Source organism: Microbulbifer mixtoriginis (SeqCode), assembly GCF_052466695.1.
Window position 1 is genome coordinate 3,618,488 of record NZ_CP174285.1, and the last position, 14,979, is coordinate 3,633,466.

Here is a 14,979-nt window from a genome sequence, read left to right on the forward strand (position 1 = left end):
TCTCCAGGTCATGAAGCTTTCAGCCGAATTTCTCGAGTTGCAGGGCCTTTAAAACTATTGCGGTAAGTTCCTTTTACCTCTTTAGAAGTAAAATGGGGCCTAGGCCTAACTACAAGTGAAAGGTAGATATCTTCTTCAGGCTGCCCACTCCAACATCGGTATTCAGAATAGGGTTCAGGCCAATTTTCTACTTGGCCGACGAGTGAAGAGACTTTAAGCAGCTTACCCAGTGGATCACCACTGCACTTGGCAAGCGCCTCCTTTATGGTCCAAGATTTTATAAACTCTTGCTTTAAGAGGGCTTTCGGTAAGCTTTGTAACCAGGACACCTCATAGGCGCTAAAGTAATTCTGGGCTATTGCCAGCCAATCTCTTTTGGGATGGTCTCTTTCACAGTCAATACCAACTGGAATTTTTCCAATGGAGACTGCAAGGTAGTCTGCCGTATGGCTGATCGAGAGGTTGACAATAGGGGTTCCTGAGAAATTGGCAACTGTAGGGTTCTTAGGGTCAACTTCCAGATCAGAAGGGTGGCATCCGAACCGTTCAGCAATAAGGGTTTTCGCGAGTAGGCGCCCGGCTAAAAATTGCATCCTCCGATTCGGGTTGCGAATGTTTTTTAAACGTAAATGTTCCGTGTCACTCAATAAGAAAGATGAGTTCGCCTGCCAATCCTCAGGCCAATTTTTGAATGAAGAGCAAGTAAAATAAAGCATAAAGTCTTATCTATCGATTCAGACTTAGATTGTAATCACTAACAAAGCTGAATAGCAGAACGGCTCTCACGGTAAATGGTTGAGGAAAAGATGGGGTACATCTTCAGAAATGCCTCAGAAATAGACCATAAATGCCGGATTGGGCAATTAAGAATCATTCTTAAATTTAGAGTTTTTTACCTTAAATTGTCACCTTAAGGGAATTTTATTCTTGGTGAGGGATTTGTCATTTTTAGTGGCCGACGAAGGCTTAAGCTGACCTTATGTCAGTGAAATTAAGGGCGTTAGTATACGAGAAATGTCCTAAGGAATAGTTCTCGTGTACTTAGGTGTAATAAAGAAACTCACCAGTCCCAATTGAAGGTTCTTTTGCTAGCGGGGATTGATCATTTTGTGTACCATTCCCGCCCTGTTGCCGGTCACGAAAAGCTCAAAAAGCCACCTAAAAACAATGGTAGAGCTGGCTGGATACTAAGGCTTGATATTGAGGGTTGGAGCCAAGCTCCATAAGAGTAGTTTGTCTATTGAATTTATAATTTCCGATTGGCGAGCTTGGTATTCGGGGGTTTCGGAACCTGCGGACTGGCATCGATGGCACAGTGGCGAGTTAGAACTGCAGGAAGATACCTTGGCTGATGTCTCCTTTCTTCCGGCGATGCTCAGGCGCCGCCTGAGCCCATTGTCTAAAGCCGTATTTAATAGTGCTTACCCACTTCTGCAGCAGAGAGATATCCCCCTGCTGTGTTGCTCTGTGCACGGAGAGGCGATGAGAACTTACTCTCTTCTACAGGGGGTTGCTGCGGAAGAAGATTTATCCCCTACGGCGTTTGGTTTATCAGTACACAATGCGATCGCCGGCCAATTGTCTATAGCGAATAAAGTACGATCTCCAGCTCTCGCTTTAGCGGGTGGTGACTATCCATTACTGGCAGGTTTAATGGAAGCTAACGGTATTTTGCGGGAAGGTGCAAAAGAAATACTGCTGATATTTTGTGAGGAACCCCTGCCAGAAATGTATCACCCTAGCACCCAAAGTCCCTCAGGTGTTTGTGCTACAGCTTTACTCTTAACCTTACCAGTTGAGGGAAGTAAGGGTAGTGGAGTGACTTTGGTAAATTCTTCGAGTGTCAGACTAAAAACGGCATTTGAAGAGGCAGATTATCAGTTACCTCTGTTAAGCGCACTTATTAAAAATTCAGGAAAAGTACCTGTTGCCAAAGGGTGGGAGTTACTAATCAATGCAAACTAATTTGGAGTCTGGCAAGAGGTATGATCGGTATTGGTTTAGGCTGATAGTCACTGCCGTTGCGTTTAGTCTATTTGGTTTTGGTGGTCTGATCCTTCGATTTATTTTATTTCCTCCTCTCAGAATTTTATACCCTAATGCAAATGTACGTATGCGTAAGGCGAGGTTAATCATACATCATGCCTTCCGTTTGTTTATTGGGTTTATGCACAAAACAGGGATATTTACTTATGATTTCAAGGGTGAGATTAAACTGCAAGAGCCCGGTCAATTAATACTGGCTAATCATCCCACTCTTATTGATGTCGTTTTTCTTATATCTCGAATACCTAATGCAAACTGTATTGTAAAGGCGAGTCTATTTCGAAATCCCTTTATGCGTGGAGCTGTAATGACTGCGGGTTATATTCCCAATGATGACCCGGAAAAAATAATTGAGATTGCCTCAAAATCTTTGAAAAAAGGGGAGTCAGTGGTTTTATTTCCGGAAGGAACCCGCTCTGTGCCAGGGAAACCATTCAAGTTCCAGCGGGGGGCTGCCTATATGGCACTTCGTTCTGGTATTAGTCCGACTCTGGTTACCATTCGCTGCAACCCGCCAATGCTGATGAAAAATATCCCATGGTACAGCATTCCGTTATCACGGCCACATTTTGAATTTGATGTCTCTGAATCTTGGGAGATTCTCAAGATGAAAGAAAAAAGCGAAAGCCCATTGGTAGCCAGGCAAGTTACCCAAGAATTAAAAGCATTTTATACTGAGGAGTGTGCTGCGTGAATGATTTGGTTGAAGAGCTAAAGACACTGATTATTGAGGTTCTAAACCTAGAGGATATTACACCAGAGGAAATCATCGCAGATGAGCCTTTATTTGGTGAAGGTCTAGGTTTGGATTCCATTGATGCGCTTGAGCTAGGTCTGGCATTGCAGAAGAAATATAACATATCTATCGATGCGGAAAATGAAGATACCAAATCACATTTTGCTAGTGTGAACAGCCTGGCAAAATTTGTTAATGGTAGCCGCGCGTAAGAGAGATATGTATGTTGAAAGATAGAGAAGACATTTTCCCAAAATTGACCGAAATCCTTGTTGAGATGTTTGAGGTTGATGAAGAGGATATAACAGAAGAAGCCCACCTTGCTGATGATCTGGATATAGATAGCATTGATGCGGTTGACCTGATAGTTCGTTTAAAAGAGCTTACTGGAAAGAAAATTGCACCTGAAGAATTCAAAAGTGTAAGAACTGTTGGAGATGTAGTTGGTGCAATTGAAAAGGTAATGGCGGAGAAGTGAGTCGATTCGCGCAGCTAATATTGGTCATTATTCTGACACTGTACCCTGTGGCAATTTATTTTGGCATAGAATACTTGTCTTTAAGTAGTATTCTGTTACTGCTGTTGATTGTTGCGGTTTCAAGGGTATTGTTTGGCGGCGCGAATAAGGCGATTGGCACCAAGCTAATGGCCGTGGCCTTGGCTTTTGTTGTTGGCGTCTCCTGGTTAAGGGGCGATTCAAGTGGACTTCTTTGGTATCCAGTACTTTGTAACCTGATTCTATTTTCACTGTTTTTATACAGTTTGAGTCAACCACAAACATTAGTAGAACGGCTTGCTCGCCTTACGACTCCAGATTTACCACCTGAAGGTATTCTATATACACGAAAGGTTACCAAGGCATGGTGCCTATTCTTTTTAATTAATGGAAGCCTCGCACTGGCAACTGTTTTAAACGGCGATATGAAAGTCTGGACTCTTTACAATGGCCTTGTTTCATATGTGCTAATCGGAACTATGGTGGGCGGTGAATGGCTACTGCGTCGTCGTGTCCAAAATTAGGCGTGAGTTAAGGCCGTGGACAAAATACAGTTTGAACAAGTGTTTGGTTACTCGAATGACCAAGCAATAGTTAGCTATTCAAGTCGTGGGGAAATTTCTTTCGCCCAATTTAAACGTGAATTGGCATTTATTGAGCGAAAGCTAAAAAAATCCCTAAACGAAACTGGGTTCAAAAGAGCTGCCATTTTCTGTGAAGATAGTTACGAGTTTAGCCTGCTCTTTTTTGCTGCTATGTCTTGTTGTGACGTCGTTGTTATACCGGCAAATAATAAGCGATTTACCCAGCAAAAACTGGGTGAGCAAACCCTATTACTGGGCAGCTGGGAAGATAGCTCGGCATTTAGTATAAATATTCCGGATCAATGTAGAGAGGAGCTTTCTGTTCCCAGTTGTTTTGATGCTGGTATTCAATTATTCACATCAGGAACCAGTGGTGAACCACAAACCGTTGATAAAACTTTATATCAATTGCTCAATGAGGTTAAGGCCCATAATCTTAAGTGGTCACCCCGGGTAGCTAATACAACTACTTTGGCAACTGTAAGCCATCAGCATATATATGGCTTACTGTTTAAATTACTGTGGCCACTAGCCAGCGGGCGTCGATTTGTTAGTAAGACTTATGTGGATATTGTGGGATTACTCCAAGACGCCCACAAGTGGGGGCCTGCCGTGTGGGTTGCAAGCCCTGCACAGTTAAGCCGCCGTATTTCTTCCTGGCCATGGGCGTTGGGAAAATCCTTGGTAGATATCTTTTCTTCTGGGGGGCCTTTACTGGAAGTAGACGCAAAGGCGATTGATCAGTTGTGTGGAATACAGCCCATAGAGGTCTATGGAAGCACTGAAACCGGGGGGATTGCCTGGCGTAATCAATTACGTCAGAAAAGTTGGAGTCCACTAAAAGGAGTGAACATTGCAAAAACCAGCGATGGATTACTCAAAGTCTCTTCTCCGTGGTTACCCAAGGAGTTTATTTGTCAGGACAAAGTACAAATAAGTACAGACGGTATGTTTGAACTTAAGGGGCGGGCTGATCGCATTGTTAAGATTGAAGAGAAAAGAATTTCTCTTACACAAGTTGAGTCCCTATTAGTTGGTAGCTCATATATTGTAAAAGCCAATGCACTTGTTCTGGAGCGTAAAAGAAAAATAGTTGCCGCTGTTGCCACACTAACGGAATCCGGGAAAGAACTATTACAAAAGAAAGGAAAGGCTTCTCTTGTTCGTAAACTTAGAGAAACCCTGGCCAAGGATCTTGATGGCGTGGCTGTGCCACGTTCTTGGCGTTTTGTTGATGAAATCCCCGTTAACTTACAGGGAAAAATAACGAGAGACCTGCTAATGCAACTTTTTGATGAAATTCCGGCAGCAATGGTGCCACAGATTATTAGCAGCGAAATATTAGATAATACTCGTCAAGTTAATTTTACGGTTAATGACGATTTGCCTTGCTTGGATGGTCATTTTGAAGGCTCCCCGGTAGTGCCGGGGGTGGTACAGCTGGATTGGGCTATGCATTTTGGCCGCCCACTTGTAAAAGCCGGCAGTACGTTTACCCAAATGGAAGTGATTAAATTTAAGCAGTTAATGATGCCCGGTGATGCTGTCACTTTGTCTTTGGAGTTCAGCCTGGAAAAGAACAAATTAAATTATTCTTTTCGGAACACTCAAGATGGCAACATAGAATATAGCAGTGGTAGGTTGTGCTTCAGCCATGTCTAACTTTTGTTTTGTAATACCCGTTTATAATCATGAGGGGGCGATCGCAGAGACGCTGGCATCTCTGGATAACTTTAACCTGCCTTACATTCTGGTAGATGATGGCTGTGATGAACCCTGTAGAATTGAACTACAACGCTTAGAGCAGAGCTACGGTCCCCGGGTTCACTTGGTTGTTCGCCAGGCGAATGGTGGAAAAGGTGCCGCGGTAAAAAGTGGTCTGCGAGCTGCGAAAGCGCTTGGATATAGTCATGGAATTCAAGTCGATGCCGATGGTCAACACAGCCCCGCTGATATACCTCAATTCCTTGAGAAAAGCAGAAAGTGCCCTGACTCACTGATTTGTGGCTATCCGCAATACGATAAATCAGTTCCTAAAGTTCGTTTGTGGGGACGCTATCTAACTCATGTATGGATCTGGATTAATACTCTTTCTCTGGAGATTAAGGATTCCATGTGTGGGCTGCGTTGTTATCCCTTATCTCGGACTGTAGATTTGTTAGATCACGAGTATACTGGTGATCGAATGGATTTTGATCCAGAGATCTTGGTACGGTGGTATTGGAGCAAAGGCGGTCTCTGCCAGGTACCTGTTAATGTGAGCTACCCAATAGATGGCGTTTCCCATTTCCGGGGATTTGAGGATAACTTCCTTATATCGGCAATGCACACCCGTCTATTTTTTGGCATGCTGGCCAGAACTCTGCGTATTTCGACAGTAGGGCGAAAAGCGTGAGTAATTTACACTGGTCAAAATACCGGGAACAAGGCTTTTTTCTGGGTATCAAGTTCTTATTCTGGTTACATCACTGGTTGGGTCCGATTGCCTTTAAAGTTGCGGTATACCCGGTAGTTTTATGCTACTACCTAAAAAATCAGGGTGGCCGCAATTCGATTCAGGAGTACTTGAAATTATTCACTAAACGCTACCCATCTAGCGGTATAGAACCGAATTGGAAAACCGGATTTAAAATTTTCCTTAATTTTGCTAACAGTGCCAGAGAAAAACTTGAAGCCTGGTTTGTGGGTATCCCGGATAGTCAGGTAAATTTCCCAGAAAGAGCAGGTCTTCACCAGTTGGCCGCTAGTGGCCAGGGTGGATTAATTATTGGCTCTCACCTCGGGAACCTGGAGGTTTGTAGGGCACTTGGCAGCCTGACAAAGGTACGGGTAAATGTGTTGGTGCATACAAAGCATGCGGTGAAATTTAATCGCATGATGAAGATGCTCAACCCCCTGAGTCAAGTGCGGCTTATCCAGGTGACAGAAGTAACTCCCGCTTTAGCGATGCGACTCTCCGAGGCTGTTGAAGCCGGGGAGCTGGTTGTTATTGTCGGCGATAGAACACCTATTAACTCTATGGGGCGCACCTGCGAGGCAGAATTCCTAGGGCGAAAAGCGCCTTTCCCCCAGGGGCCCTATATTCTTGCTGCGCTGCTCAAATGCCCGGTGTACACACTTTTCTGTCTACGCAGTACTTCCGGATACGATATCTATATGGAAAAACTCTGCGATCGCGTTGTGATGAAACGCGGTGATAGAGAGGGACATATTCGCTCTCTTGTCGAGGAGTTTGCACGACGGTTGGAGCGCTATTGTCATATAGCACCTTTGCAATGGTATAACTTTTACCCGTTCTGGGATCAACAAAAATGAATTCAGCAGTACTACAACGAACCCAAATAGTCTTTGATGGCACAGATCTATCTATTGATCAGGTAAATACCATTGCAGCTGGCCGTGGAGATATCTCTCTATCTGATGAAGAGAGCTTTGTCGCAAGGATAAATCGCGGTGCCGAGTTCCTGGATAGCCTTTGGCAGAAGGAAGGTGTGATCTACGGAGTAACCACTGGATATGGTGATTCTTGTACCGAAAGTATTCCTGCAGATCTGGTGGAAGAGTTACCTCATCGATTATTTACCTTCCATGGTTGTGGAATGGGGGAAGTCTTTACTCTTGAGCAGAGTAGAGCGATTGTTGCTGCCCGGATTGCCAGCCTTGCAAAGGGCAGTTCAGGGATCCGATATCGGCTGTTGCAGCAATTGGTTTTGTTACTTCAAAAAGACATTATTCCGGTAATTCCCCAAGAGGGTTCTGTGGGAGCCAGTGGCGACTTGACCCCACTGTCTTATGTTGCTGCGGTTTTGTGCGGGGAGCGCCAAGTTTGGTACCGAGGCCACCAGAGAGATACTGCTGAGGTATTCGATGAATTACAGATTGAGCCATTGAAGCTATACCCAAAAGAGGGTTTGGCGATAATGAATGGCACCGCCGCAATGACTGGCTTGGCGTGCTTAGCCTACAAACGGGCAGAGTATCTAGCACAGCTGAGTGCTCGTATTACCTCCATGATGAGCGTTGCGTTGGATGGCAATGCCTATCATTTCGATAGTGCACTTTTTGCAGTGAAGCCTCACCCCGGTCAAAACCAGATTGCAAAGTGGATTCATGACGATCTCAATGTTGGTGCTGCTCCAAGACAAAATAGCCGATTGCAGGATCGCTATTCACTTCGGTGCGCTCCCCATGTAGTGGGTGTGTTACAGGACTCTCTGCCCTGGCTCCAGCAGTTTATTCATAACGAACTAAACAGTGCCAATGATAACCCGATCATCGATGGTGAAAACGAGAGGGTGCTTCATGGTGGGCACTTCTATGGTGGGCATATAGCCTTCGCCATGGATAGCCTGAAGAATGCGGTAGCAAACCTCTCTGATTTACTGGATCGACAAATAGCCCAACTGGTAGACGTTAAGTTCAATAATGGGCTCCCGGCAAACCTATCAGGTGTAACCGGGCCTCGAAGATCGATTAACCATGGCTTTAAGGCTGTCCAAATTGGTGCGAGTGCTTGGACTGCTGAAGCACTAAAGCAGACCATGCCCGCAAGTGTTTTTTCCAGATCAACGGAGTGTCATAACCAGGATAAGGTCAGTATGGGCACCATTGCTGCCAGGGACTGTATCAGGGTATTACAGTTAACGGAGCAAACAACCGCAGCGGCACTGATGGTTGCTTGGCAGGGCATTCAGCTTCGAGCTCGTAGTGGGGGAGTGGATTTGGAAAAGTTATCTACCGCTCTTAATACCACAATCAGGCAGATAGGAGATGAATTTTCTTTTCTGGAGGAAGATAGAGAGCTTGAACAGCCGTTGAGAAAATTCGTCTCGTTAATTCAGCAAAGACATTGGCGCTTATATGAAAACTAATAAATCGATGCGCCCTGAAAAATGGGCGGCGCAAGTTGAATTACAAATTCCTTTCCACGATGTGGATATGATGGAGATAGCTTGGCATGGGCATTATGCAAAGTACTTTGAAATAGCCCGATGTGCATTGTTTGATCAGTTGGAATATAACTACCAGCAGATGAAGGAATCAGGTTTTGCCTGGCCGGTCATAGATTTGCGCGTACGATATGCAAAGCCTTTGCGATTTCAGCAATGGATTATTATTCAAGCTGAGATTTCTGAATATGAAAATCGGTTTAAGATCAATTATAAGATAACAGATAGAGATACCGGTGTACGCTTAACAAAAGGCCACACCGTACAGGTAGCTGTCGAAATAAGTAGTGCCGAAATGCTGTTCGCATCGCCTCCAATTTTGCTGGAAAAATTGGGGGTAAATTAGTGATGACTGTTACGCGTTTGGTTGTATTTGTTATTTGTTTTCTATTTTCCACAGTAGCTTCTGCTTTAACTTCGGAGCAGCAGGTGGTTTTGCGGGAGATAGAGAAAAATATTGTGTCATCTCCACAGATGCTTGGCACTTTTTCCCAGACAAAGAGGCTGCCCCAGTTGCCCAGGCCTCTGGTTTCTTCAGGTGTCCTGGCTATTTCTGAAGAGTTAGGATTAAGCTGGCGAATAGAGAATCCAATAGAATCCCATCGAATATTTAAACTAGATGATGCTGATTCCGGAAATCGGATCAATAGCAATATTGTAGGAAATCATTTAGCTGATCCTCTATTAAAGATTATCAATGGTGATTTTAGTAAGCTGGATCAGACTTTTACAGTGGGACCTCAGATCGCAGAAGAGCAATGGCGAATTAACTTAATTCCCAAACAAGAGGCTTTTAGAAAGGTTATTGAATCGATAGAAGTCGTGGGAGACAAAAAGATTCGGAAAATAGTACTAGCTGAAGCCAACATGGCAATTACTGAAATAGATATTATGAATTTACATTCAGTTGAAGCTAATAACAGTCAACTACTGAGTGAATTCTCAGAAGATAACCAGAAATAATCTCATGTCACGTCGAGTTGTTATTTGGCTTTCCTTTGTTAGTGTAATTCTTGGGATAACTGTATTACGCTATCAATCCAGCTGGCTGCAAACAGATATTTTGTTATTAGCTGATAATAACTCCGACTCGGTAAGTAGTGCTGGCATCCAGAAAAAAGTCAGTCAGCAATTACAGGGAAGTTTAATTTGGGTTTTAGTTTCTGAAGGAAAAGAATCACAACGTCTGGCCAGGCATACCCAAAAGTTGGCGCAGAAACTAAAGGCCGCTAAATCTTTAGAGTCTGTTGAATATCGTTGGGCTGATTCTGAAAGCTATAAAGAGGAGTGGGAGCTGCTCTTTCCTCTGCGCCAACAGCTACTCAGCCCTGAAGATAGGGCGTTATTAGACGCTACGCCAGAGGAACTTATACAGCGTCAATTGAGTAAATTATACGGGCCTGACGGCGCTGGAATCGATTTGGAGAAAGATACTTTCTCAACTTTTCGCAATTACTTTACCGCTGACATTGGAGTTACTCCACAAGTCTTTGATGGAATTCCGGTACATACAGAAGGACATAAAGTTTTTACCCTGCTTTATACGCTGGCCGCACCAGTTGATTTGACTGGAGAGAGCGATATATCACTTCTTTCTTTACAGTCAGAATTAAAGCAATGGGCTCAAAAAAATGGTTATTCGCTGCTGGTAGCTGGAGCCCCCCTGCATACAGAGTATGCTGCTGTTATGGCACAGGATGAAATACGCCTGATTGGCTCCCTTTCGATCCTTGCTATTTGCTGTCTATGTATTGTTGTCTTTCGCTCATTAAAACCTCTACTAGCCTGTACATTCGCAATTCTATGTGGCGTGGCCAGTGGCATATCTGGCGTCATTATCATTTTGGGCCAAATTCATATACTGGCTTTTGTATTTGGTACAACGGTTTCTGGATTGGCAATCGATTACGCATTTCACTTTATTTGTAATAGATTGAGGCTTGGAAAGCCAAAAGATAAGGATATATTACCTGGGCTATTGTTGGGCTTGATATCAAGCTGCTTGGCATTTTTCTCTCTTGCATTAACACCTTTCCCGCTTTTACAACAAATAGGGGTTTTTGTCGGCTGTGGTTTAATAGGGGCTTGGTTGACTGTAATCCTGTTATTTCCAGGCTGGATTAATATTAAGCATAGGCCTTTATCGTTTTCCAGTCAGTTTCCTAAACTCAATATTAAGTACTACCTATTTCCATTGATTGGGCTGTTGATTTTTGGAGCTGCGGCACTTCAGAAAATTCAATTTAATGATGACCTAAAACTGTTTTACCTGCCTCCAGAATTTCTTACACAAGATGAAATAGATCTAAATTCTATAATTAGATCCCGGCCAGATTCCCGTTACTTTCTGGTTTTTGGTGAAGATGAGCAACAAGTATTAACACGGGAGTGGGAACTTAGAAATCAACTGGACTATTTAGTAGAAAAGGAAATTATTAGTGGTTTTCAGGGGGTAACCAACCGGATACCTCCAAAAGAGGTTCAAGAAGCTGACTGGAAGTTATTATCGAAGTTTTACAGTGGGGATGCTGTCAGGTCTTTTTATCAGCAATTGGGTTATTCTGCACAAGATATTAACCAACAGTTAAATTCTAAAATACAGCCATTCAATACCTTTAATTTCTCTGAATGGTTGCCAGTTGCAGGTCGGCAATATAAAGGACTATGGCTGGGTTGTGAAAATAATCACTGTTATTCTGTGGTACGTATTTATGGCTTAACAGAAGATTTGTCATCTTTAGAGTTACTGCCTGGAGTAACCTATGTCGATACTACCAGAAGTATCTCTAATGTGATGTCACAACAGCGTGATCTGTTGTTGCAACTACTGCCATTAATATTCATTGTTGTATTTTTAGTGACGGCAACTAAAACAGGAATAAAGCAAGCCTTAAGTATAGTTGCACTTCCATCCAGCGCAGTACTAGGCACCCTGGCGATAGTGATTTTACAGGGATCAGCAATTAATTTATTTCATGTTGCGGCTTTATTACTTGTCTTTGGAATTGGTATAGATTACGCAATATTTAGCCATACAAGCCGGAAAGCAGAGCAGCATTATACCCTGCTGGCGATAGCAATGGCTGGGTTAACAACTTTTTTAGGGTTTGGTTTGCTAGCATTGTCTGGCACACCGGCGATTGCAAATTTTGGGTTAGTCCTGGCTGTGGGCACAGTATTAACTTTGTTGTTGGCATTTCTATTTTTTTGTACACGGGGTAAGGGATATTAGCCAATGAAAGAAATTAAGTCTGACGTTGTTATTATTGGTGCCGGACCTGCTGGAGCTGTAGCCGGTGCTTTGTTGGCTAAAAATGGCTGGAGTGTATCGATCGTTGAGCGAGAGATGTTCCCTCGCTTCTCTATCGGCGAGAGTTTGCTGGCACAGTGTATGGAATCTCTTGAAAACGCAGATATGTTGGAGGCAGTAAAATCCGCAGGCTTCCAATTTAAAAATGGTGCTGCTTTTGAATGGGATGGTGCCCAGACTTCATTTGACTTTCGTGAAAAATTCACACCTGGGCATGGTACAACTTTCCAGGTACAGCGAGCCAAGTTTGACAAAATACTGGCCGATGAAGCTGAGCGCCAGGGAGTAAAGATTTATTATCGTCATTCTATTGTATCAGCTGATATTGCCGAAAATGGTGCGGAACTGATTGCAGAACACAACGGTGAAGAGCTTGCTTTCCAGGGCCGTTTTGTTCTGGATGCAAGTGGTTTTGGACGAGTTCTACCAAGATTACTGGACCTGAATCGTCCATCAGAGTTTCCTGAACGTGAATCAGTATTCACACATGTAGAGGACAATATTACTGATAGTAATTTTGACAGAGATAAAATACTTATCACAGTCAATCCCAATGAAAGAGATATTTGGTATTGGTTGATACCTTTCGCCGATGGCAGAGCTTCTGTTGGTGTTGTTGGTGAGAAGGAAAAGATCGCGGCTTGGGGACAGGATCCAGAACAGATCCTGAAAGGTGCTATTTCGGCTGCACCAGAGTTGGCAAAAACTTTATACAACGCAAAATTTGATACCGAGATTCAACGTATTCGTGGATATTCGAGCAATGTAACCAAGCTGGCAGGTCCAGGCTTTGCTCTTTTGGGAAATGCTGGTGAATTCCTTGATCCAGTATTTTCTTCAGGCGTTACCATCGCAATGAAGTCTGCAGAGTTAGCCGCTGAATGTTTACACCGTCAACTCTCTGGAGAGAGCGTTGATTGGGACAAAGAGTTTTCTGTGCCTTTAAAGCAGGGTGTTGAAGTTTTTAAAACGTATGTAAAGGCTTGGTATGATGGTCGTTTTCAGGATGTGATTTTTTATCAGACTGAGCAAAAAGAAATTAAAGGAATGATTTGCTCAATATTGGCAGGTTATGCCTGGGATAAGAAAAATCCTTTTGTTGCTGCTGCAGAGCGTAGATTGAATACACTGGTGGAAATATGCTCCGCTGGTTAGTGCTTTATTTTAGTATCTTTACTCTGGTGGGTTGTATTTCCCCAAGGGTAGAAAAAGATAAGTCTGAAGGCTGGTCTTTGGCGCCTCTTTTAGCTGAGCAACCGCGTCAGATGAATCAACATTTGCGTATTGTTTATCAAAACAATGTGTACGAAGTGATTGCGGCCACCTTGCTCTCTTCAGAGAACATGAGGGTTTCGCTTCTCAGCCCTGAAGGTATGAGTTTGTTAGATATTGCATATGATGGTAATGAGATCAGCACTCATCACTACATGCGTAGAGCGGCAAGTCTGCCACCTGAAAAACTGTTAGCAGACATTCAGTTTGTATATTGGCCAGTTACTCAGCTGCAGAAACAATTACCTGTTGGGTGGAAGTTGCAAGAGTCCATAGTTGAGGGGGATTATATCCGTCAGCTCTTCCACAATGGAGAAATAAGTACAGAGGCGCGCTACAGTACTAATGATATTTGGGAAGCACAGGTTGAGCTTGAGCACAAACGACTTGGTTACAGGTTAAGCATCAGGAATTTTTAGGTATGACTAATTTCTATCTTAATCATATGGGCATCATCTGTACCCTGGGAAATTCTGCTGAATCGGTAGCTAAACCCCTTTTTAGCGGTGATAGCTCTTTTATGCGACCGGATGAAAACCGATTATTAAACTATCAGGGAAACCTGGGTATTGTGCAGGAGAAGTTGCCAGAATTACCGAGTTCGCTACAAGCCTATCACTGCCGTAATAATCAGCTGGCTTTGGCTGCACTGGGCCAAATCGAATCAGAGATCGGTAGTCTTGTTGAAAGATATGGTACAAGCCGAGTTGGAGTGGTTATGGGAACTTCAACTTCTGGAATCGATTCTGGTGAATCTTACCTCAGTGGTAAAAAAGACACTGGTTACAATTACCGGCTTCAACAGCAAATGGCAGGACTTAGTACTTTTGTGGCAAAGTATCTGGGTGTGCAAGGCGTACAACTTACAGTTTCTACAGCGTGTTCATCCAGTGCGAATGCCCTTGCCAGTGCCCGGCGCCTTCTCTCTACCAATGTTTGTGATGCTGTGGTTGTTGGTGGTGTGGATTCTCTTTGTGGCATGACGATTCGTGGCTTTCATAGCCTGGGGGCACTTAGCGGGGGCCAGACCAACCCCTTCAGCGTTAATCGGGATGGTATTAATCTTGGGGAAGCTGGCGCAATATTTGTGCTGAGCAAAGAACCTGGACCTGTGATTCTATCCGGTGTTGCTGTCACGTCTGATGCCCACCATATGTCGGCTCCTGATCCAGAGGGGCGCGGTGCAGAGGCCTGTATGCGCAGAGCACTGGAAAATGCGAGCTTGGATGCAAGCGATATTGATTATCTAAATCTCCATGGTACGGGCACACCACAAAATGACTCTATGGAGGCTTTAGCCGTTGAGAGGGTGTTTGGAAGCCAGCTGCCTTGTTCTTCCACTAAACCTTTAACCGGGCACACATTGGGAGCTGCTGGTGCTCTTGAAGCGGCCTTTTGCTGGCTTGCCCTGCAAAATGATCAACTCCCCCCCCATCAGTATGATGGGCGTTATGATCCAGAGATTGTGCGGCTGAATCTTTGCCAGGGCCAAGAAGCTGCTGGAGGATTGCGCTACGTAATGAGTAACTCCTTCGCGTTTGGTGGGAGTAACTGCTCGGTAATTATGGGCAGTCAGAGGTAAAATA

General features: G+C 43.9%; 16 protein-coding genes. 15 read left to right on the forward strand and 1 reads right to left on the reverse strand.

Annotation, left to right across the window (positions count from 1 at the left end; all coding sequences use genetic code 11):
• Positions 1 to 8: 8 nt before the first annotated feature.
• A complete protein-coding gene (locus ACJJI0_RS15735) occupies positions 9 to 716 on the reverse strand; it encodes a 4'-phosphopantetheinyl transferase family protein (protein WP_444883313.1) in 708 nt (235 codons plus the stop codon).
• Positions 717 to 1,233: 517 nt separating this feature from the next.
• Here ACJJI0_RS15735 and ACJJI0_RS15740 point away from each other — a divergent pair.
• The 15 genes from ACJJI0_RS15740 to ACJJI0_RS15810 are packed head-to-tail and all read left to right on the forward strand — an operon-like array spanning position 1,234 to position 14,975.
• Positions 1,234 to 1,965 carry a beta-ketoacyl synthase chain length factor gene (locus tag ACJJI0_RS15740; RefSeq protein ID WP_444883314.1) on the forward strand — a complete coding sequence of 244 codons (732 nt, stop codon included), beginning with the start codon at positions 1,234 to 1,236 and terminating at the stop codon, positions 1,963 to 1,965.
• On the forward strand, positions 1,955 to 2,740 hold the full coding sequence (locus ACJJI0_RS15745) for a lysophospholipid acyltransferase family protein (RefSeq protein ID WP_444883315.1): 786 nt from the start codon (positions 1,955 to 1,957) through the stop codon (positions 2,738 to 2,740). Before ACJJI0_RS15740 ends, ACJJI0_RS15745 begins: the two co-directional genes overlap by 11 nt.
• Positions 2,737 to 2,994, forward strand: a complete 258-nt coding sequence (locus ACJJI0_RS15750; protein ID WP_444883316.1) for an ApeE family acyl carrier protein — start codon at positions 2,737 to 2,739, stop codon at positions 2,992 to 2,994. The genes ACJJI0_RS15745 and ACJJI0_RS15750 overlap by 4 nt, the downstream gene beginning before the upstream one ends.
• An 11-nt stretch (positions 2,995 to 3,005) precedes the next feature.
• Positions 3,006 to 3,260, forward strand: a complete 255-nt coding sequence (locus tag ACJJI0_RS15755) for an acyl carrier protein (protein WP_252084036.1) — start codon at positions 3,006 to 3,008, stop codon at positions 3,258 to 3,260.
• Positions 3,257 to 3,802, forward strand: a complete 546-nt coding sequence (locus tag ACJJI0_RS15760) for a COG4648 family protein (protein ID WP_444883317.1) — start codon at positions 3,257 to 3,259, stop codon at positions 3,800 to 3,802. The genes ACJJI0_RS15755 and ACJJI0_RS15760 overlap by 4 nt, the downstream gene beginning before the upstream one ends.
• Positions 3,803 to 3,817: 15 nt before the next feature.
• Positions 3,818 to 5,524: an ApeI family dehydratase gene (locus tag ACJJI0_RS15765; RefSeq protein ID WP_444883318.1), complete on the forward strand. Its 1,707-nt coding sequence runs from the start codon at positions 3,818 to 3,820 to the stop codon at positions 5,522 to 5,524.
• Entirely contained in the window at positions 5,517 to 6,257 is a 741-nt protein-coding gene (locus ACJJI0_RS15770) for a glycosyltransferase family 2 protein (protein WP_444883319.1), read from the forward strand. The genes ACJJI0_RS15765 and ACJJI0_RS15770 overlap by 8 nt, the downstream gene beginning before the upstream one ends.
• Complete coding sequence (locus tag ACJJI0_RS15775; RefSeq protein ID WP_444883320.1) at positions 6,254 to 7,177, forward strand: lysophospholipid acyltransferase family protein; 924 nt, start codon at positions 6,254 to 6,256, stop codon at positions 7,175 to 7,177. Before ACJJI0_RS15770 ends, ACJJI0_RS15775 begins: the two co-directional genes overlap by 4 nt.
• Entirely contained in the window at positions 7,174 to 8,733 is a 1,560-nt protein-coding gene (locus tag ACJJI0_RS15780; protein WP_444883321.1) for an HAL/PAL/TAL family ammonia-lyase, read from the forward strand. Before ACJJI0_RS15775 ends, ACJJI0_RS15780 begins: the two co-directional genes overlap by 4 nt.
• Positions 8,723 to 9,157 (forward strand): acyl-CoA thioesterase, encoded by a 435-nt coding sequence (locus ACJJI0_RS15785; protein WP_444883322.1) that lies wholly within the window; start codon positions 8,723 to 8,725, stop codon positions 9,155 to 9,157. Before ACJJI0_RS15780 ends, ACJJI0_RS15785 begins: the two co-directional genes overlap by 11 nt.
• Before the next feature lie 2 nt (positions 9,158 to 9,159).
• Complete coding sequence (locus ACJJI0_RS15790) at positions 9,160 to 9,774, forward strand: LolA family protein (RefSeq protein ID WP_444883323.1); 615 nt, start codon at positions 9,160 to 9,162, stop codon at positions 9,772 to 9,774.
• A gap of 4 nt (positions 9,775 to 9,778) precedes the next feature.
• Positions 9,779 to 12,043 (forward strand): MMPL family transporter, encoded by a 2,265-nt coding sequence (locus tag ACJJI0_RS15795; protein ID WP_444883324.1) that lies wholly within the window; start codon positions 9,779 to 9,781, stop codon positions 12,041 to 12,043.
• 3 nt (positions 12,044 to 12,046) lie between these two features.
• On the forward strand, positions 12,047 to 13,276 hold the full coding sequence (locus ACJJI0_RS15800; protein ID WP_444883325.1) for an NAD(P)/FAD-dependent oxidoreductase: 1,230 nt from the start codon (positions 12,047 to 12,049) through the stop codon (positions 13,274 to 13,276).
• Positions 13,261 to 13,812 (forward strand): ApeN family LolB-like membrane protein, encoded by a 552-nt coding sequence (locus ACJJI0_RS15805; RefSeq protein ID WP_444883326.1) that lies wholly within the window; start codon positions 13,261 to 13,263, stop codon positions 13,810 to 13,812. The genes ACJJI0_RS15800 and ACJJI0_RS15805 overlap by 16 nt, the downstream gene beginning before the upstream one ends.
• A 2-nt stretch (positions 13,813 to 13,814) precedes the next feature.
• Complete coding sequence (locus ACJJI0_RS15810) at positions 13,815 to 14,975, forward strand: beta-ketoacyl-ACP synthase (protein WP_444883327.1); 1,161 nt, start codon at positions 13,815 to 13,817, stop codon at positions 14,973 to 14,975.
• The last annotated feature ends 4 nt before the right edge of the window (positions 14,976 to 14,979 follow it).